Below are 19,398 nucleotides of genomic sequence, written 5' to 3'. Positions count from 1 at the left end.
AATTATCCCAGCAGGTAGATCACGGGGAAAAGCATGATCCAGACTAGATCGACCATGTGCCAGAACTGCGCACCTGCCTCAATGTTGCGTGGATCGTCACGCCAGGCGACCAGCAGCAGGATACCGACCCCTGCCAACACATGTGCGGCGTGAAACCCGGTCAGCAGATAATAGAACAGGAAAAATGGGTGGGTCTCATAGGTGATCCCATGTGCAGCTTTGCCCGCGTATTCCGCACCTTTGATGATCAAGAACACGACACCCAGCACGGCGGCAGTGATCAAGGCCATTCGAGCCACGCCCCGGCGCGCGATTTTTCGCCACTGCAGCGCCTGAGCCGCCAGATAGCCCGAGGTGACCAGCACCACCGTGTTGAGCGCCGCCCCTGTCCGGTAAAGGTGCGATTGAGCCTCGGCAAATCCTGTCGGGTCGGTCAGGCGCACGCCCATGAAGGCAATCAGGCCCGCGCCGAAAACCAGCAATTCCGAGATGATCAGAACCCACATCAGCAGCTCGCCCGGAAGCTCATCGATCAAAGAGGCGTCGCTCATGCTCCAACCAGTTGGCGGTAGATCTGAGGCAGGGCCATGATCAGCCGGTGCGGGTCGGGGATGACGGCGAAGCCGCCTTGACCGAACATGCGCGGGAACCAGCTTTTGCCGGTTTTGTCGATGGTAACGCCAAAGACCGATTGCCCTGCCCTACGCGCCTCGCGCACGGCCATGCAGGTGTCTTCGATACCGTGGCGACCCTCGTAATGGTCCAGGTCGTTGGGTTTGCCGTCAGTGATGATCAATAGCAACCGGCGTTTGCGCGATTGGCTGGCCAGATCGGCGGAACAATGGCGTATTGCGGCGCCGAGGCGGGTATAGTGGCCGGGGCGCAGCGAGGCGATGCGCTGTTCCACCAAACTACCCATCGGCTCATCGAAGCGTTTACAGCGCTGCACGTAAACCCGCTGGCGTTTCAGCGAGCTGAAGGCGTGGATGGCGAAATCGTCGCCGCAGGCGTTCAGACCCCAGGCGAGTGCCGCAAGAGCCTCGCGTTCAATGTCGATTACGGCGCGGCCTGTGACGGCGCTTTCGGTCGAGCGGCTGACATCCAGCAGGATAGACACCGCCAGATCGCGCGCCTCGGGGCGCGATTGCATCCAAATGCGTTCGGTGCCTTCGCCATTGGCACAACGGTCTACCTGCGCCCGAACGGCTGCCTCGATATCCAATTGGTCACCATCCAGATGACCACGCGTCATCACGCGGCCCGGGCGCAGCGCCTCGAACTGGCGTTTCACGGCGCGGATGCGGCGGGCAGTGGCGGGGTCTTTGCCGAACTCGGCGGCATCTTCGCGAATCTCGGCATCCGAGGTCAGAACGTTGACATGATCGGGCAAGTATTGGCCGATGCGCACGTCCCATTCGGGATACAAAACCCGTCCCGACAGGCGTTCGCGGTTCACGTCCTCCGGAGCGAGGTCCAGATGAAGTTTCAGTTTGGTCGGCGGCGCCTTCGAGATCTGACCCAAGCCAATCTCTTCCTGATCATCGGCGGCTTTCTTGGCGTTATCAGGATCGTCATCGTCGATGCGCCGGTTGATGTTCAGGAACTCAGCCCAACTGAGGATCGCTTCGAACTTGTGCAGGATGAAACTGTCGCTGCGGTTGGCCTGATCCGATTTGCGGCGGCGGGCACGGTGGGTTTTTTCGCCGGATTCCTCGGGCGGTCCTTCGGTTTCGGGGTTCTCCACTTCGTTATGTTCGGAGAACCCGACCGGGCGCAACTCGGGCCACAGCGGGACAGGCCGGAAATGCTGATAGCTGCGCGGGGCGGTGAGGTCGTCATCCAACGCTAGAAGATGTTCAGCCTTTGGCGACAAAGGCGCGGGGTCGCCCAGCATGTGGCGGACCAGTTCTTCAACCGCTGCCTCGACGGGTGGCAGCCCGGAAATGTCGCGTTGATACAGAACGCCCTTGCACAGCTCGGTATAAAGCGGGCGCAGGCCGGGGGCGTTGTGCAACGCCGCCTCGACCATCTGTCGGGCGGCGACAAGCGCATGCAGGTCGGCGCGCAACGGGTCGTCTTCGTCGATACGAGTTCCGGCATGTGCAGCGGCGGCGGCCAGCCAGACATAAAGCGCACCGTTGGCTTCACGCGCGGGAAACACCGCCAGCCGATCCGGCAAACGCAGAACTTCGCCATCGAACGACGCACGCGGCATCATCTCGGCCTCGGTTGCCAGACGACGACGCCACCCCAGACGGTGGCGCGAAATCTCGGGCGAGACCGGGCGCAATTCTACGCCCGGACTACCCCCAAGTCCTCGAAAGAGGACTGCCAGCCGCCCTGCGACCTCTGAGAGGTCGACCGCGGCTCCATCATGCACTTCAGGTGCATCAAGGCGACTGGCAAGGGTGTGCCACAGTTTCCCGATCGTTTCTTCGGGTTCCCATGGCTCAAAATCGATCCTGACCATCGGCCGGCCTCACCCAAAGACAGCCGTGACAAGATCGAGGAGCCCGCGTTTGATATCCTCATCATCAGTCAGAGGTTCGATCATTGCGGCGAGGATGGCGCGGTCGGTGGACATGCCCTGTGCGATCAGCGTCGCGGCATAAACGACCAGCCGGGTGGACACGCCTTCCTCAAGGTCCTGACCCTTAAGCCCGCGCAACTTACCTGCAAGGCGTACCAGCGGTTTACAGCGTTCAAGCGGCAGACCGCTTTCTTGCGCGACGACTTCGGCCTCCATCTCGGGCGAAGGAAAGTCGAATTCCAGCGAGATGAACCGCTGCCTGGTCGAGGGTTTCAGGGTTTTCAGGATATTCTGGTATCCGGGGTTGTACGAGGCCACCAGCATGAAGCCGGGTGCGGCCTCAAGCTCTTCACCGGTGCGGTCGATCGGCAGGATGCGCCGGTCATCGGTCAGCGGGTGCAGCACAACGGTGACGTCCTTGCGGGCTTCGACCACCTCATCAAGGTAGCAGATCGCGCCTTCGCGCACCGCACGAGTCAGAGGGCCATCAACCCAGACGGTTTCGCCGCCCTTCAACAGGTAGCGACCGATCAGGTCGGCGGCGGCGAGGTCATCGTGGCAGGCTACGGTGTAAAGCGGCCGGCCAAGCTTGGCGGCCATGTGGGCCACAAAGCGGGTCTTGCCGCAACCTGTTGGGCCTTTCAGCAAGACCGGCAGGTCGTTGTTGTAGGCGGCGGTGAACACATCGCATTCATCGCTTTGGGCGAGGTAGAAGGGGGCGTTCGCCGCCCCCTCATTCAGTTTCATGGAGCCATCCATATCCATTACTCCGCAGGGGTTTCAGAGGCACCGGGTTCAATCACCTCTTTCCGGGGCACCCAGATCGAGTAGATGAACAGCAGCGCACCAAGCACCACAACCACACCAGAGCCAAGACGCATCCAGTAGAAGATCGCGATCTGGTCCTGCACGTCCATGAAGTAGTCACCGACCACACGTTGCATGTGAGTCTGCACGGTACCACCGAAGGTCAGGACGAAGGTCATGAAGACCATGCCGCTGGTCATAAGCCAGAACGAGCCCATGTTCAGAACCTGATTGTAGGGATCACGGTTCTTCAGGATCGGCATCGCATAGCTGAAGATCGCCAGGTTGAGGCAGACATAAGCACCGTAGAAAGCCAGGTGACCGTGGGCTGCGGTGATCTGCGTGCCATGGGTATAGTAGTTCACCCCGTGCAGCGTGTGCAGGAAGCCCCAGACACCGGCACCGAAGAAGGCAAGCGTTGCACAGCCCAGTGACCACAGCAGAGCAGCCTTGTTAGGGTGGTCACGACGGCCCTTCCAGACCATGACGAAGGCAAAGGCCATCATCGCGAAGAACGGGATCACCTCGAGGCTTGAGAAGATCGAACCGATCCACTGCCAATAGCCGGGTGTACCGATCCAATAGTAGTGGTGGCCTGTCCCAAGGATGCCCGAGAACAGCGCGGCGGCGACGATGACATAGAGCCATTTCTCGACCACCTCACGGTCAACGCCCGTTAGCTTCAGCATCAGGTAGGCCAGGATCGAGGCCATGATCAGCTCCCATACGCCTTCGACCCATAGGTGGACGACATACCACCAGTATTGCTTGTCCAAGGACAGGTTGCCCGGGTTGTAGAAAGCAAACAGGAACAACAGCGCCAGACCCCAGAGGCCCAGAACAAGGATGCTCGAAATCGCCGTCTTCTTGCCCTTCAGAACGGTCAGTGACACGTTGTAAAGGAACATCAGCGCGGCCACGACGATGCCCGCCTTGACCCATTTGGGTTGTTCAAGGAACTCGCGTCCTTCTTTGCCCAGCAGCCAGTTGCCTTCGAACAGGTTGAAGACATAGGTCACGACCACGCCCAGCGTGCCAACCACAAGAATGATCAACTGCAGATAGGCCAGTTTGGTCGAATGGATCTCGCGCTCGGTCTCTTCGGGGATCAGGAAGTAGGCCGCACCGAAGAAGCCCAGCAGCAGCCAGACGATCAGAGAGTTGGTGTGCAGCATCCGTACGATATTGAACGGCAGAAGCTCACTCAGGAAGTTCGGGAATACATAGATGAAACCGGCCAGCAGGCCGCCGATTACCTGTACCGCGAACAGGGCCATCGCTACTGCGAAGTAGGCGTAGGCGATTTTTTGGGATTCGTATTTCATTGCTCCGTTCCCTTTCTCAGCCTGCCTCGTTGGGCGGCCAGCCCTGCGCATCGATGTTGTCCGTCCAGATCAAGAAGTTGGTCAGATCGCGGATCTCTTCGTCGCTGAGGTTGAAATTGGGCATCTGCCGACGACCGGGAATGCCGGTCGGCTGCGCCTCCATCCAGCCCTTGAGCGCTTCAAAGGCCGATTCCGGGTCGTCCAGCACACCCCAGCGGGTCATCACATTCCCGACTTCCGGCGCGTAGTAGGCGCCCTCGCCCAGGATCGTGTGACAGTTGATGCAGGCATGTTTTTCCCAGACATGTTTGCCCCGAACCACACTGTCATCAAGCTTCGCCGAATTCTCGGAGTTGACGATGTACCAGTGCGAGTGGGCCGACAGGGCCAGGAAGATGAGGATGAAGAACAGTGACCCGCCATAGAATATGTTGCGAGCCATGCTCTTTGTCATGACTTCTCGCATTGCGCTCTCCTTTGCGCAGATTAGCTAGTCTGATGACAATGGCGGGTGGGTCGCAGGGCTGCCTTAACGAAAGTCAAGCATGCCAAAGTAAGCGCGGAATTGGACACCTGTGGTCATAATTGCGTCAGTATCACTAAAATGCCCTCAGATTGCCTTGAAAAATAGTACTTAGAACAGCATGTTTCCGGACGTTCGAAAAGTTGAAGCGAGCGTTCTCGATTTATTGGTGAATAGAGGTGCTTAGATGGCACCTGAAGCGTGGTGGTTAAAGAATGGCGAACTACTCATACATCGGATACGCACCCGGCGTCATTACGGTGAATACAATTGGGCCTGATACGATCACCCTGGACGCAAGCTATGACCCCGCGACGGACCGAAGGGTATTCAATGTTGAGGACGAGGCCGGTGGTTTCATTCGAAATGGGTTTGGCCCGCCAGTTCCCGATACCGGGGATGTTTTCAACGGCGACAGATTCAACAACGAAAATGGCGACGACGATACACAGACCGGAACAGTAACAAACCTTGATGGTTCGACAACGTTTCTGAGCGGCGACATCTATCTGGAAGAATCCTACATTCTGACGAATCCCAGTGGTGGTACGATCACTGTGTACCTTGTCGAGGTTGAAGGAACCAACGCTGGCTACATAACCTCTGAGCCCCTAGATCCCGGGGTGACGTATTCGATGAGCGTCGTCAACGTTACACCGAGCAACGCACCGGACACGACTGACCCCGATTCCATCGTTGATGTTCCTTGTTTCTCAGCCGGAACGCTTATTGCGACACCTGATGGTGATGTCGCGATAGAAACGCTTTCCGCTGGTGACAAGGTTGTCACCTTGGATCATGGACCACAACCAATTCGCTGGATCGGCGCGCGCGCTCTGGATAGGTCTGAATTTGCGCTCAATCCCAAGCTGCGCCCGATCCGAATCGCAGCGGGCAGCCTGGGAAGCAACCTGCCGCGACGTGATCTGTTGGTCTCGCCGCAGCATCGCATGTTGATCCGTTCGAGTATCGCCGTTCGCATGTTCGACAGCGAGGAGGTTCTGGTCCCAGCCCATAAGCTGGTCGGCATACCCGGCATAACCGTCGACGAGACAGCTCAGGGCGTGGTGTATTTCCATATTCTGTTCGACCGGCATGAGATCGTGCTGGCGGAAGGCGCGCCGTCAGAAAGCCTATTCACAGGCAAACAAGCCTTGAAAGGAATACAGCCCGAGGCGCTGGCCGAAATTGTTGCGCTCTTCCCAGAGTTAGCTTTGCCAGACCATCAACCAATCGCAGCCCGCCAGATTCCAAAACGCGGAAGACAAATCCATACTTTGCTGCAACGACATATTAAGAATGACAGGGCGTTGCTCCGACCTTCTTGATCTAAAAACCGTTGCTCAGGCCGCTAGACGTGGCCCGGTCAACGCGGGCCACATCGCAACCAGATACAAGACGATGGCGCAGATCCACAGCCCATCTGAGGCCAGCATCGCAACCAGATATCCCTGGTCAAACGCCGACCCGATCCAGCGCAAAACTGCGGCTGCCGCCATCAAACCGTAAGCGATCGCCATGGGTGGCGGGGCCACGAGGGCACGGCCACTATGGCCAAGGGCGGCCCGACTCATCACGGCAAGGGTCATGCCGCCGACGCAACCAATGCCCAAAATATGCAGCGCCCCGATCTCGCTGCCGAACCCCAGCACTGCCAGCCCCCACAGGATCAGGCCCAGCGCCAGCATGCCCAGCCCCAGATGCAACGCGATCAGGATCGGCTGCCGCAGTGCCCAGCGTGCGCGCCAACGTGCCATGCGCAGGATCTGAGCAACGCCAAGCATCAGCGCGATAGCGCCTGATACAGGTCCGATTCCAAAGACGAGCACGCTCAGCGGCAGTGACAGTGCAAGCCCCATGGCGGCTTTATCAAACGCTCCTACCGAAATAGGCCAGTTGGATTCGGGCTCTCCCGCGCGTTTCATCGCATTTCGGGTGAAAGCTGGCGTAATGCGCCCACCAAGTATCGCGATTAGGCTGCAAAGCGTCAGCAACCCCGCCCGCAATCCGATGTCCAGCGTATCGCTGGTCGCACCGATCCACTCTAAATGGGTTAACAAGTTGGCAATCCAGATCGCACTGAGCAGCAAAAGGAATACCATGTTCTGCGGTTTGGGGCGTCGGATCAGCTGAGTAGCAATCTTTGCCGCCAGAATTGGAACAAAGACCAGATCGAACACAGCGACCAGAACAGGCGGCAGCGCACCGGAGAACCACATCGCTACCCGCCCGGCCAACCAGAGACCTGCAGCCAGCATGATGAACCGGGCGCGCGCCTCTGGGGTCCCGGTCCAGTTGGGAACAGCCGTCAGAAAAAACCCGCCCAGAGCTGCTGTGGCATAGCCAAAGATCATCTCATGCGCGTGCCACATTGGGGGACTCATGGAATAGGTTGGGTCTTCGTATCCGACCAACCCGGTCTGCGTCATCAACCAAAAACCCCACGCGCCTCCCGCGAACAGACCAAAAAGTCCGGCGGACAGGAAAAAGATGCGAAACCCCTCGCCCAATACGCGCGCGATCACTGCCGACATGCCTGTTCTCCTCGGCCTCAATGGCTGTTGGAACAGGTTTAGCAAGGCCGACCAGCGATGGACTTAACCGAAATCAAGCATCCGAAAAACATGTCCCTGAAACTCAGGTTTTCCCTTTGTTTTATGGCTCATTCCTGCCCCTCAATTTCCAGTTTGCACCCCTTCCGTTGACTTTCGTCAAGGATGACAAAGCCGTGATGTTTCACCCTAGGACCTGCCTCACCAGCAAATGGAGAGTGATCATGTCACTTGGAATCAGCTACAACAGAACTGGCCGCGCCTTAGGGGTCGGTTTGGCAATGTTGCTGGGCAGCGTCGCTGCGCCAGTCTTTGCCGAAGAGCCAACCCTGAGCAAGGAAGCCTTTGAATCATCAAAACAACTTTACTTTGAGCGCTGCGCCGGTTGTCACGGTGTGTTGCGCAAAGGGGCAACCGGCAAAAGCCTTGAGCCTCTGGTTGAAACGAAGAATGACGATGGTACCGTAACCGAGTCGGGCACCCTGAAACTGGGGCAGGAGCGGCTGGAAAAAATCATCGCATGGGGCACCGAAGGCGGGATGAACAACTTCTCGGACGTGATGTCCGAAGAAGAAATCCGCGATATGGCGACTTACATCCAGATGGAGCCACCCCAACCGCCAGAAATGTCGCTTGAGCAGATGATGGCGACCCGCAAGGTCTATGTCGAACCCGAAGACTACCCGACCGAGCCGCTGCATGGCCGCAACTGGGAAAACTTCTTCGTGGTCATCGAGCGTGACGTGGGCAAGGTGGCCGTGATCGACGGTGACACCAAGGAAGTGCTGGCGCATATCCCGACCGGTTATGCGGTGCACGTCCTGAAAGCGTCCGAGCACCATAAACTGGAAGAACCCGAAAATCCGGGCCGCTTCTGGTACACCATGGGCCGTGACGGCAAGATGACCAAGATCGACCTGTGGCAGAAGCCTGAAAACATGCTGGTTGCCGAGGTTACCATTGGTTACGACGCCCGCGACGTGGCCGTATCGGGCGATGGTAAATACGTCATCGGTGGCGCCTATTGGCCCCCTCATTTCGCCATCGTCGACGCCGAAACCATGGAGCCGAAGAAGGTTGTCTCGACCCGGGGTTACAACGTGGACGGGGATTATGTGGAAGAGGCCCGCGTGGCCGCCATCTACACCACCCCGAACGAGCCCACATGGATCGTGGCCGTCAAGGAGCTCGGTCAGCTTTGGCAGGTGGACTACTCCGATCTGGACAACCTGCGTATCGACAAGATCGACAGCGCAAAGTTCCTGCATGACGGGTTCTTTGATCCGACCGGCCGTTATTTCCAGATCGCCGCAAACGCGTCGAACAAGATGGTCGTGGTCGATACCGAGACTCATAAGCTGGAAGCTATGATCGATACCGCGCCGCTGCCGCACCCCGGCCCGGGCGCCAACTGGGATGACCCGAATTGCGGTCCTGTTGCCGGTACGACCCACTTGGGCGAAGGCACGGTTACCGTTTGGGGCAACGACCCCGAAGGCCGCCCGGACGATGCCTGGAAGGTCTGCTATGAGGTGGAAACCGACGGACCCGGTCTATTCATCCGGACCCATCCGAACTCGGACTACATCTGGGCCGACCAGACCAAGCACCCCGAGCCTGAGATCCAGCAATCGGTGCAGGTCATCGACAAAGCAACCGGTGAGATCGTGAAAACGATCCAGATCACAGAAGAGGAAGGAAACGTCGCCGTCCACTTCGAGTTCAACCAAGACGGATCCGAGGTCTGGGTGTCCAAGTGGAACCGCTCGACCTCGAAAGAGCCAAATGGTGAGATCGTGATCTTCGACGCCAAGACGCTGGAAGAGATCGGCCGCGTGAAGGGACTGTTTGCACCCACCGGCAAGTTCAACGTCTACAACCGTTCGAACCACGTCACCTGACGGGTTTTGTACTCAGCACCGGAAAGGGCGGGCCCCTCGCCCGCCCTTTCCTCGTTTGACTCATCAGCCAAATCCACAGGCCTGACATCCAGGGCCAGAAAAAGAAGCCAAAACGGAGACCGGATATGACCTCCGAACCGGAAAAGAAAAAACCAATCTGGCGCCGGTATTTCCTGTGGGGAATGCCCGTGGCCGGGATCGCTGCGGCCTTTGCCGCCGGCATCATCTTCTGGGGCGGGTTCAACACCGCTATGGAAGCTACCAACACCAAGGAATTCTGCGTCTCGTGCCACGAGATGCGAGATTTCGTTTACGAGGAATACACCGGCACGATCCACGACGTGAACCGTTCGGGGGTGGGCGCGGTCTGTTCCGACTGCCACGTGCCCAAGGACTGGACCCACAAGATCATCCGCAAGATCAAGGCGTCCAAAGAACTGTATGGCAAGGTGGTCGGCACCATCAACACCCGCGAAAAGTTTGAAGCCAAGCGCGTACATCTGGCTATGAACGAATGGGAGCGGATGAAATCCACGGACTCGCGCGAGTGCCGCAACTGCCATGACTTCGAGTCGATGATGCCCGAGTTCCAGAAACCCCGCGCCCGTCAGCAGCACCTAAACGCGATGACCGTCGGTCAGACCTGTATTGACTGCCACAAGGGGATTGCGCACTCGGACGCCCGCGATCGGGCCGACGAAGAGTATCTGGAAAAGCTTGAAGCGCCGAACCCAGATTTCATTCGCGAAATCCCGGCCGAATACCTGGCCAGTCTCGAACGCATCGAAGCCAAGGAAGCTGCCGATGCCGAGGCTGAGAAAGCCGCGCGTGTAGCCCAGCAAGAAGCCGTACAGGCCCAGATCGCAGCAGCGGTTGACGCAGCCGTCGCGGAAGAGCGTGCCAAAGCTTCTGGCGAAGAAGCCGCAGCCCCGGCAGGTGGCGGCAGCGATGTTGGCACAAATATCGATTGGGCCGCTGTCCCCGGTGCAGATATGAAACTGTTCTATCCCGGTCAGGCCTCGTTTGAATGGGTTCAGAACGGCAGATCCCACGGAGGAGCACGTCCTTTGACCAAGGGCGGAGACAAGTGCACCACCTGTCACGCTGCCGAACTGGACGCGATCGGCAACAAGATCGTGGCCGGTGGGGATCTGGAACCAACCCCGATCCCGGGCAAACGTGGTGTGATCGATGCGACCGTGCAAGCCGCTCATGATGATGAGACCTTGTATATCCGTCTGCAATGGCCGGATGCGGGCCACAACCCCGCCCCCTTTGTCGATGGCGGCAAGATGGACCCGGACAACCAGATCAAGGTGGCCATGATGATCACCGGCACTGGGATTGAGCTGGGCGATCAGGTCGGCTGCTGGGCCTCGTGCCATGCAGACAACAGCTACATGCCCTTTGACCCGGGTGCCGAGGCGATTGCCGCAAACGGCGATGTCTCGGGTCGGCTGAGCACGCAGGACACTGTGACCAAATACATCAGCGAAAGCCGCACCGAGGTCGAGATCAAAGGCCGCCGCGGTAAGGCGCTGGGTGGCTGGGACAAGCTGCAGGCCGCCGATCAGATCGAGCAGTATCTGGCCGATGGCACCTATCTGGACCTGATGCGCGTCTACGCGGACGGTAGCGCCACCAACGGCTATCTGCTGGAACAGCGCGTGGTCAATGACGGTGAGATCGCCGCCTCGGCCAGCCTTGATGCAGGTATGTGGACCGTGGTCTTCACCCGCCCATTGAACTCGGGCGCAGCCGGTGACGTGCCGCTGGAGGCCGGTCAGACCTATACGGTGGGCTTTGCCATCCACGATGACTTTGCCGCCGCACGGTTCCACCACGTGACGCTGGATACCAGCCTGGCATTGGACGACGACAACGCCTTCATCAACGTCGTCAAACAATAAGGAAGAAGGACCGGGCGATCCGGTCCCTTCCGCTCAAAAGAGGAGACTTGGACAATGAAACCCCAACACCTTCTCCCTGCGCTGCTGCTTCTGGCCGCGCCCGCATGGGCAGAGGACACCGCCGCGCTGTGTGCCGAAGCCGAAGAGCGCTATGTCGAGCTGTTCGGTCAGCCCTCCTCCGCCGTTGAGGATGCCGATGTGGTGCTGATGTACAAATACACGTTCTGCCCAGCCGAGCTAACCGTGAAACCGGGCACAACCGTGCGCTGGGTGAATGTCGATAAGCGCACCAGTCACTCGGTCCTGCTGAAAGACGGCAGCGAGCCCGAAAGCGACCGTTTGTTTCCTGAGGAGACGGTTGACCTGACCTTCCTCACCCCGGGTCCGCAGGACTATCTGTGTGGCCCACATTGGGAGACACAGAACATGATCGGCATGATCACCGTCGAACCCTGAGCCGAGGCAATCATACAGGCAAGCCGAAAGGAGCGCGGGGCAATTCCCGCGCTCCTTAACTTTAGTCAAGGAGGTTCCTTTCCGATTACGCCAGTCTGGCCGCATGACACGCCCGGCTCACCCAGCAACGTCCTCTGATCGCACAGGAATTCCGGGCTCCGAAGACATTCAGACCAAGCGAGTTTGCACATGAGCGGTAAGGTTTTTCTGATTGGCGCAGGCCCCGGTGACCCCGAACTGATGACCCTGCGCGCGCTGCGGATGCTGCAAGAGGCGGACGTGGTGGTCTATGACCGTCTGGTCTCGGCCGATATCCTCAATCTGCACGCTGATGGCGCACGGCTGATCCCGGTTGGGAAGGCCCCCAAGTGTCATACCGTGCCGCAGGATCGCATCAACGAAATCCTCGTCGAGGAAGCCAGCGCCGGTCACACCGTTGCGCGCCTTAAGGGCGGCGATCCGATGATCTTCGGACGCGGCTCGGAAGAGGCGGCGCATCTGATGGCAAACGGCATCCCAGTCGAATACGCGCCGGGCATCACCGCCGCCCAAGGGGCATCCTGTTCCACCGGCGTGCCGCTGACCCATCGCGGGTTGGCGACATCGGTGCAATATGTCACCGGGCACCGACAGGCCGACAAGGTGCTGGATCTGGATTGGAAACGTCTGGCCGACCCGGACTCGACCTTAGTCGTCTATATGGGCGTCGCCAATATCGGCCAGATCGCCATGGGACTGATGACTGAGAACCTGCCCGGCTCAACTCCGGTTTTGGCGGTTGGCAAAGCGACCACACCTGATGAGCGCCGGATGGTATCCCGGCTGGATCGGCTGGCCGCTGATGTGCGCAAGGCCGGGCTAAAGGCGCCCACGCTGTTCATCATCGGCAAGGTAGTTTCACTTTATGCAGAACGGCCTGTGGCCGACCTTTTGGAGCAGGCGCATGGCTAAGTTCGGTTCCGGAAGGCCGGCACAGCAACCGGCTGTGAGAGGACGCAAAGGATGGGCAGCACGTGCTGTTCTCACTTCCGCAGTGCTTGTTGCCACCACGGCCTTCGCTGCTGACACGCTTGACCCCAACGCACTGAAACGCCTTGTCCATCAGGATTGCGGCTCATGCCATGGGTTATCGCTGAAAGGCGGCCTCGGCCCCGATCTGCGGTCCAAAACACTGGAACACTACGATGCCGAGGTACTGACCGGCGTGATCCTCGACGGCATCCCCGACACCGCGATGCCCCCATGGCGGCCCTTGATCAGCGAAGAAGAGGCCGAATGGATCGCCCGTTACCTGCTGGCACAGGAGGCACAATGAAACAGCTCATCCTTACCCTCGCCGCCACTTTGCTCATGACCACCGCCCAGGCTGAACCCACGGCGACCGGCGACCTAGGACTTGTGATCGAACGCGCCAAGGGTTCGGTTCTTCTGGTGGACCAATCCGACCGCGCAGCGCTGGCGCGGATCGAAGGTCTGGGCGATCTGTCCCATGCCTCGCTGGTCTATTCACCCGATGAGCGCTTTGCCTATGTATTTGGACGAGACGGCGGCCTGACTAAGGTGGATATCGTCACCCGCCAGATCGTGAACCGGGTCGTGCAGGCGGGCAACGCCATTGGCGGTGCCATTTCGGATGACGGCGAGCTGGTCGCTGTATCGAATTATGAACCTGGCGGTGTACGCGTCTTCGATGCGGAAACGCTAGAGATGGTCGCGGACATTCCTACCGATAGCAAAACCATCGGATTGGTCGATGCACCCGGCCGCCGGTTTGTTTTTACCATGTGGGACACGGGCGAGACCTGGATTGCTGATTTCTCCAACGGCGCACCCGCGATCACCAAGATCCCCGAAATGGGCAAGAACCCATATGACGCGCTGATCACCGCCAATGGCCGCACCTATATCACCGGCTTGTTTGGCGAGGATGGCCTGACCGCGCTGGACCTTTGGGCCGAGACGCCCGAACCCATCCGCGTGCTGCCCAACTATGGGCGCGGACAAGAGGAAATGCCGGTCTACAAGATGCCCCACCTCGAAGGCTGGGCGCTGACCGGGCGCGAATTTGTGCTGCCCGCCGTCGGCCATCACGAGGTGCTGTGGATCGACGCCGACACTCTGACCGAAACCGGACGTACGCAGACCCATGGTCAGCCGGTCTTTGCCATGGCCCGTCCTGACGGGCGGCAGGTTTGGGTGAACTTTGCCCACCCTCTGAACGACACCATTCAGGTTATTGATTCTGTGACCAAGGAGATCATTCACGAATTCAAACCCGGCCCTGCCGTACTGCATATGGAGTTCACTCCGCGAGGGCATGAGGTCTGGATCAGCGTGCGCGACGCCAACAAGGTTATGGTCTACGACACGCAAACGTTTGAAAAACTGCGCGAGATCGACGCCGACAGCCCATCCGGCATTTTCTTCACCGCCCGTGCGCACAGAATGGGGCTTTGACATGCAGCATATCACCGACCCGATCGACCGCCGTCTTTTGGACGATTTCCAGCGTGGCTTTCCCATCGTAGAGCGCCCGTTTCAGGTTCTGGCCGACGCCCTTGGGCTGGAAGAGGCAGAGGTGCTCGACCGTCTGGCCCGGATGCGCAAAACCGGGCGCATAACGCGGGTTGGTGCGACTATCGCACCCGGCGCGGTTTCCGCCAGTACGCTGGCGGCTGTGGCGGCTCCGGAAGAACGGCTGGAAGAGGTCGCGGCGCTGATCGATGCGGAACCAGGTGTGAACCACAATTACCAGCGCGAGGATGACTGGAACCTTTGGTTTGTGGCCACTGGCCCGGACCGGGCGCATGTGAACGACACCCTCGCAAGGATCTCGCAGCGCTCGGGGCTGCGGGTTCTGGATTTGCGGCTGGTTCGGCCGTTCAACATTGATCTGGGCTTTCGTATGTCGGGCGAGACCCGCAATGCCCCTGGCCCGCGAAAAGTGGATCGTTCGGCAATGCGAGAAGGCGACCGCCCCCTGTTGCAGGCCCTCAGTTCCGGCCTGTCGCTGGTCTCAGATCCTTATGCGGCGCTGGCCCGAACCCTGGACCGCGACACAGACGACGTGATGGATCGCGTAGCCGCCTTGCACCGGGCCGGGATCATCTCTCGCCTGGGGGTCATCGTACGCCACCGCGCTTTGGGCTGGTCCGCCAATGCAATGGTAGTCTGGGATATGCCGGCCGAGCAGGTCAGCAGCGCTGGCCCGGCACTGGCAGCGCATCCAGGTGTGACACTGTGCTATGAGCGCAACCCGGTCGAGAATGTCTGGCCCTATCGTCTCTATTCCATGATCCATGCGCGTTCGCGCCCTGAGGCAATGGAGGTTTTGGCCGGGGCCGCCGCCCTGCCCGAACTATTTGGCGCGCAGCGCAAAGTCCTGTTCTCGACCCGCTGTTTCAAACAGACCGGTGCATTGATCCAACCGAAGGAGGCCGCCGCATGACGCTCGACGACACCGACCGCGCGATCCTGAACCGGATGCAGGATGACCTGCCGCTGACGGCGCATCCTTACGCTGCAATTGCCCAGGAATTGGCAATCACCGAGTCCGACCTGTTGGCCCGCCTGACCCGCATGAAAGACGCGCGCCTAATCACCCGCTTTGGTCCGTTCTTCGACGCAGCTGCAATGGGGGGTGCGTTTTGTTTGTGCGCAATGGCCGTGCCGCAGGGTGAATTCGAAACCGTCCTGACCAAAGTCAATGCGCATCCCGAGGTTGCTCATAATTATGAACGCACGCACCGGCTGAACATGTGGTTCGTTCTGGCGACCGAAACACCCGAGGGGATCGCAGCCACAGCCGAGGCTATCGAACGGGAAACCGGGATCGCGGTCCTGCAATTCCCCAAACTTCAGGAATTCTTCATCGGCTTCCGGGTGGCGGCATGATCGACGCAAAAGACAGAGAGATTATCGAGGCGCTGCAAGGCGGCCTGCCCCTTGTGCCCGCCCCCTTCGCCCAGGTGGCCGAGACGCTGGGTTTGGATGAAGGGACTCTGATGTCCCGTCTGGCCGATATGAAATCGCGTGGTGTCATCCGGCGCATCGCTGCTGCCCCCAACCACTATAAACTGGGCATGACCTCGAACGGCATGACTGTGTGGGATGTCGACGATGACCGCGTCGCTGAATTGGGCGCTCAGATTGGTGTGCTACCCTTCGTCACCCATTGCTATGAACGCCCGCGCGCCCTGCCCGACTGGCCCTACAATCTGTTTGCCATGGTTCACGGATCGGACGGGCAAGAGGTCGAGGACAAGCGCGCCCAGATCACGACAATCCTCGGCGATGCCTGCCGGGCCAAAGATATCCTCTATTCCACGCGTATCCTGAAAAAGACCGGGCTGCGCCTGAAAAAGAAAGGCTGAGACATGTTCCGCCTGACCGAATACATGCACCAGCTCGTGAAACCGACCCCAGTGCGCAAACGCCGCCACGGCCCGGTGAAACCGGTGGTGATCTGGAACCTGACACGGCGTTGCAACCTGAAATGCCGCCACTGTTACACCGTTTCGGCGGATGTCCCGTTCCCCGGTGAGCTCAGTCACGAGCAAGCCATGGTAACCCTTGAGGATCTGGGCCAATTCCGCGTCCCGGCCCTGATCCTCTCGGGTGGGGAACCGCTGGACCGGTTCGATTTCTTCGACATCGCCAAACGCGCCCGCGATCTGGTGCCGATGCTGGCACTGTCGACCAACGGTACGCGGATTTACGACGAAACCACCGACATGATCGCCGACGTGGGCTTCAACTATGTCGGCATTTCGCTAGACGGGATCGGGGCCACGAATGACTGGTTCCGGGGCGTCGAAGGCGCCTTTGCCGACGCCCTGCGCGGTGTTCGCGAATGTAAGAAGCGCGGCATCAAAGTGGGTCTGCGGTTCTGCCTGACCGAGGGCACACAGCACCACCTGCCTGACCTGCTGCAACTGTGCGACGACGAGGGTGTCGACAAGTTCTACCTGTCTCACCTCGTCTATGCCGGGCGCGGTGACAAGAACCGAGGCGAGGATGCCGAGCATTTGCGCACCCGTAAGGGTTTGGATTTGTTGTTGGAACGCGCGTGGGAAGCCGTCTCAGGCGGTCGTCCGCTGGATATCGTGACTGGCAATAACGATGCCGATGCCGGGTATTTCCTGAACTGGGTCCGGACGCATTTCGACGACGACAAAGCCGCCCATGTGCGCGAGCATCTGGCGGCGTGGGGTGGGAACTCGAGCGGGCTGGGCGTGGCCAATATCGACAACCTCGGCCGCGTGCATCCCGATACCTATTGGTCCGATTACACTGTTGGCAATGTGAAGACCAAATCGTTTTCGGAACTCTGGACCAGCGATGACCCGATGCTCGCCATGCTGCGTACCCGTCCGCGTCCTTTGAAGGGGCGTTGCGGGGCTTGTCAGTTAAAGGATGTCTGCGGCGGCAACACCCGCATCCGTGCCTTGCAACTGACCGGCGACCCGTGGGCCGAGGACCCGGCCTGCTATCTATCAAACGAAGAAATCGGCGTGCAGGGCGCAGGCGAGCGTTTGCAGGTCACGCCGTTCCGAGGGAAAAGCCATGATCCGGCGCATCAATTCTTTTGACACCTTGAAAATCGGCACATTCTGCTCGCTGCTGCTGACCGGCGCAGCTTGGGCTGATGCACCTTCGGATTATGCCGAATTCTGTGCCTCATGCCATGGTGAAAACCGTCTGGGTGGAGTCGGTCCGGCGCTGATCCCCGAGACGTTGAAACGGATGCGTGGGCCACGCGTGGCGGCGGTGATTGCCGAAGGGCGTACGGCCACCCAGATGCCTGCGTTTTCGCACGAGTTGGACGCGTTGCAGATCGAGGAACTGGCGGGATGGTTGAAATCTCCGCTGGAGACCGATCCCGAATGGGGCGAGGCCGATATCATGGCCAGCCGGACTCTGGATGATGAGTACGTATCGGTTGACGCGCCTGTCTGGGACAGCGACCCGATGAACATCACGCTGGTGGTGGAAACAGGCGATCATCATGTCAGTGTGCTGGACGGCGATACGTTCGAGGTTCTGGATCGGTTCGAAACCCCGTTCGCCGTGCATGGTGGGCCGAAGTTCAGCCCCGATGGGCGCTATGTCTTCATCATGTCGCGCGATGGCTGGGTGCAGAAATATGATATCTGGGCGCTGAAACAGGTGGGCCGCGTGCGCGCGGGGTTAAACAGCCGCAACATCGCCATGTCGGGTGACGGCAAATGGGTGGCGGTAGCGAACTATTTACCGAACTCGCTGACCCTGCTGTCGACAGAGGACTTGTCGGTCGCGAAAGTCATTGAAGTCAAAAGCAAAAAGGGCGTTCCCAGCCGTGTTTCCGCCGTTTATCAGGCACCACCGCGCGAAAGCTTTGTTCTGGCGCTGAAGGATGTCCCCGAGATTTGGGAGGTGTTCTACGGGGCCAACCCGCCGCAATCCGGTATTGGCCACGATTTCCGCATCGAGGGGCAGTTCAAGAACCCTGACCCGTTCCCCGTGCGCAAGATCACCACGCCTGATTACCTGGACGATTTCTTTTTCGATCAGAGTTATGAATACGTTATGGGCGCCTCGCGTGATGGCAAGGGCGGGCAGGTGATTGATCTGGTGATCGGTCATAAGATCGCAGATCTGGACCTGCCGGGGATGCCTCACTTAGGTTCGGGGATCACCTGGCAGCAGGGCGACACCACCGTGATGGCTACGCCGCATCTGACCGATGGCACGGTCTCGGTGATCGACATGGGAACATGGGAAACCGTCAAGCGGATCAAAACCGAAGGGCCAGGATTTTTCATGCGCAGCCATGAGAATTCGCCTTATGTCTGGGCCGATGTGTTCTTTGGGCCGAACAAGGACGCGATGCATGTGATCGACAAGCAAAGCCTTGAAATCGTAAAGACTTTGCGCCCCGCGCCGGGCAAAACCGTGGCGCATGTAGAATTCACCAAGGATGGCAGTCACGCGCTGGTTTCGATCTGGGAAGATGACGGCGCGGTGATCGTCTATGACGCGCAAACGCTGGAAGAGGTCCGCCGCCTGCCGATGCGCAAACCGTCTGGGAAGTACAATGTCTGGAACAAAATCACCTTCTCGGAAGGCACCAGCCACTGAAGGCAAATGGCCGGTCTGGAAGCTGGCCATCCTGCTTTATCCGGCCACGGCTCTGACCGTGGCCATCAACCTGTTTCTGGCTGGGCTGATCCTGCACAGCGCGGGGTTTGGTGCCATTGAACCAGTACCTGCGATCTTATGGTCCATCCCCTTGGGCGTGCCCGCCTCATGGCTGGCAGGGCGCTGGGTGCGTGGCCTGATGGATGAGGCAGACGATTGATTTGAAAAGAAAATCAGAAATTTGCTTCACCTAACCTAAGTCAAGTCGCGACTCG

Annotated in this window: 19 protein-coding genes; 13 read left to right on the top strand and 6 right to left on the bottom strand. The window is 59.3% G+C overall.

Translation table 11 applies throughout. From position 1 onward, the window contains the following. Window positions 1-2: 2 nt before the first annotated feature. Genes ACRZ96_RS16975 through ACRZ96_RS16955 form a run of 5 tightly spaced genes read right to left on the bottom strand, consistent with a single transcriptional unit; the run spans window position 3 to window position 5,128 of the window. Window positions 3-551: a cytochrome c oxidase subunit 3 gene (locus ACRZ96_RS16975; RefSeq protein ID WP_480588184.1), complete on the bottom strand. Its 549-nt coding sequence runs from the start codon at window positions 549-551 to the stop codon at window positions 3-5. After that, window positions 548-2,470, bottom strand: a complete 1,923-nt coding sequence (locus ACRZ96_RS16970) for a nitric oxide reductase activation protein NorD (protein ID WP_480571890.1) — start codon at window positions 2,468-2,470, stop codon at window positions 548-550. The genes ACRZ96_RS16975 and ACRZ96_RS16970 overlap by 4 nt, the downstream gene beginning before the upstream one ends. Window positions 2,471-2,479: 9 nt before the next feature. Next, complete coding sequence (locus ACRZ96_RS16965) at window positions 2,480-3,289, bottom strand: CbbQ/NirQ/NorQ/GpvN family protein (RefSeq protein ID WP_170398158.1); 810 nt, start codon at window positions 3,287-3,289, stop codon at window positions 2,480-2,482. A gap of 5 nt (window positions 3,290-3,294) precedes the next feature. Next, window positions 3,295-4,662, bottom strand: a complete 1,368-nt coding sequence (locus ACRZ96_RS16960; RefSeq protein WP_170398155.1) for a cbb3-type cytochrome c oxidase subunit I — start codon at window positions 4,660-4,662, stop codon at window positions 3,295-3,297. 16 nt (window positions 4,663-4,678) lie between these two features. Continuing rightward, window positions 4,679-5,128 (bottom strand): c-type cytochrome, encoded by a 450-nt coding sequence (locus ACRZ96_RS16955; RefSeq protein WP_170398152.1) that lies wholly within the window; start codon window positions 5,126-5,128, stop codon window positions 4,679-4,681. A 272-nt stretch (window positions 5,129-5,400) separates the two neighbouring features. Here ACRZ96_RS16955 and ACRZ96_RS16950 point away from each other — a divergent pair, with 272 nt between their 5' ends. Further along, window positions 5,401-6,513 (top strand): Hint domain-containing protein, encoded by a 1,113-nt coding sequence (locus tag ACRZ96_RS16950; protein ID WP_480707446.1) that lies wholly within the window; start codon window positions 5,401-5,403, stop codon window positions 6,511-6,513. 15 nt (window positions 6,514-6,528) lie between these two features. On the opposite strand, the gene ACRZ96_RS16945 is transcribed toward ACRZ96_RS16950, so the two are convergent. After that, window positions 6,529-7,719, bottom strand: a complete 1,191-nt coding sequence (locus ACRZ96_RS16945) for an NnrS family protein (RefSeq protein WP_480814868.1) — start codon at window positions 7,717-7,719, stop codon at window positions 6,529-6,531. A 242-nt stretch (window positions 7,720-7,961) separates the two neighbouring features. Here ACRZ96_RS16945 and ACRZ96_RS16940 point away from each other — a divergent pair, with 242 nt between their 5' ends. The 12 genes from ACRZ96_RS16940 to ACRZ96_RS16885 all read left to right on the top strand — a co-directional run bounded on the left by ACRZ96_RS16940 (window position 7,962) and on the right by ACRZ96_RS16885 (window position 19,343). Then, a complete protein-coding gene (locus ACRZ96_RS16940; RefSeq protein ID WP_480571905.1) occupies window positions 7,962-9,638 on the top strand; it encodes a cytochrome D1 domain-containing protein in 1,677 nt (558 codons plus the stop codon). A gap of 125 nt (window positions 9,639-9,763) precedes the next feature. Continuing rightward, entirely contained in the window at window positions 9,764-11,548 is a 1,785-nt protein-coding gene (locus ACRZ96_RS16935) for a NapC/NirT family cytochrome c (protein ID WP_480772156.1), read from the top strand. Between the two features lie 54 nt (window positions 11,549-11,602). Next, complete coding sequence (locus ACRZ96_RS16930; RefSeq protein ID WP_170408094.1) at window positions 11,603-12,004, top strand: plastocyanin/azurin family copper-binding protein; 402 nt, start codon at window positions 11,603-11,605, stop codon at window positions 12,002-12,004. 189 nt (window positions 12,005-12,193) lie between these two features. After that, window positions 12,194-12,955, top strand: coding sequence for a uroporphyrinogen-III C-methyltransferase (gene cobA, locus ACRZ96_RS16925; RefSeq protein WP_170408092.1), 762 nt, complete (start codon window positions 12,194-12,196; stop codon window positions 12,953-12,955). Continuing rightward, window positions 12,948-13,319 (top strand): c-type cytochrome, encoded by a 372-nt coding sequence (locus ACRZ96_RS16920; protein ID WP_480454391.1) that lies wholly within the window; start codon window positions 12,948-12,950, stop codon window positions 13,317-13,319. The genes cobA and ACRZ96_RS16920 overlap by 8 nt, the downstream gene beginning before the upstream one ends. After that, window positions 13,316-14,461, top strand: a complete 1,146-nt coding sequence (locus tag ACRZ96_RS16915) for a cytochrome D1 domain-containing protein (protein ID WP_480814867.1) — start codon at window positions 13,316-13,318, stop codon at window positions 14,459-14,461. Before ACRZ96_RS16920 ends, ACRZ96_RS16915 begins: the two co-directional genes overlap by 4 nt. 1 nt (window position 14,462) lies before the next feature. Further along, window positions 14,463-15,452 carry a siroheme decarboxylase subunit beta gene (ahbB, locus tag ACRZ96_RS16910; protein ID WP_480814866.1) on the top strand — a complete coding sequence of 330 codons (990 nt, stop codon included), beginning with the start codon at window positions 14,463-14,465 and terminating at the stop codon, window positions 15,450-15,452. After that, entirely contained in the window at window positions 15,449-15,898 is a 450-nt protein-coding gene (locus ACRZ96_RS16905; RefSeq protein ID WP_480814865.1) for an Lrp/AsnC family transcriptional regulator, read from the top strand. The genes ahbB (ACRZ96_RS16910) and ACRZ96_RS16905 overlap by 4 nt, the downstream gene beginning before the upstream one ends. Further along, window positions 15,895-16,377, top strand: coding sequence for a siroheme decarboxylase subunit beta (gene ahbB / locus ACRZ96_RS16900; RefSeq protein ID WP_480571920.1), 483 nt, complete (start codon window positions 15,895-15,897; stop codon window positions 16,375-16,377). Before ACRZ96_RS16905 ends, ahbB (ACRZ96_RS16900) begins: the two co-directional genes overlap by 4 nt. A 3-nt stretch (window positions 16,378-16,380) precedes the next feature. Beyond that, the gene (gene nirJ / locus ACRZ96_RS16895) at window positions 16,381-17,595 is read left to right on the top strand and encodes a heme d1 biosynthesis radical SAM protein NirJ (RefSeq protein ID WP_480814864.1); all 1,215 of its coding nucleotides are present in this window, start codon (window positions 16,381-16,383) and stop codon (window positions 17,593-17,595) included. Continuing rightward, a complete protein-coding gene (locus ACRZ96_RS16890) occupies window positions 17,570-19,123 on the top strand; it encodes a nitrite reductase (protein ID WP_170408077.1) in 1,554 nt (517 codons plus the stop codon). The genes nirJ and ACRZ96_RS16890 overlap by 26 nt, the downstream gene beginning before the upstream one ends. Continuing rightward, window positions 19,080-19,343, top strand: coding sequence for a hypothetical protein (locus tag ACRZ96_RS16885; protein ID WP_170398115.1), 264 nt, complete (start codon window positions 19,080-19,082; stop codon window positions 19,341-19,343). Before ACRZ96_RS16890 ends, ACRZ96_RS16885 begins: the two co-directional genes overlap by 44 nt. Window positions 19,344-19,398 lie beyond the last annotated feature (55 nt).

The organism is Ruegeria sp. CF1, assembly GCF_056537445.1.
This window is presented reverse-complemented; position numbering and strand designations above follow the sequence as displayed.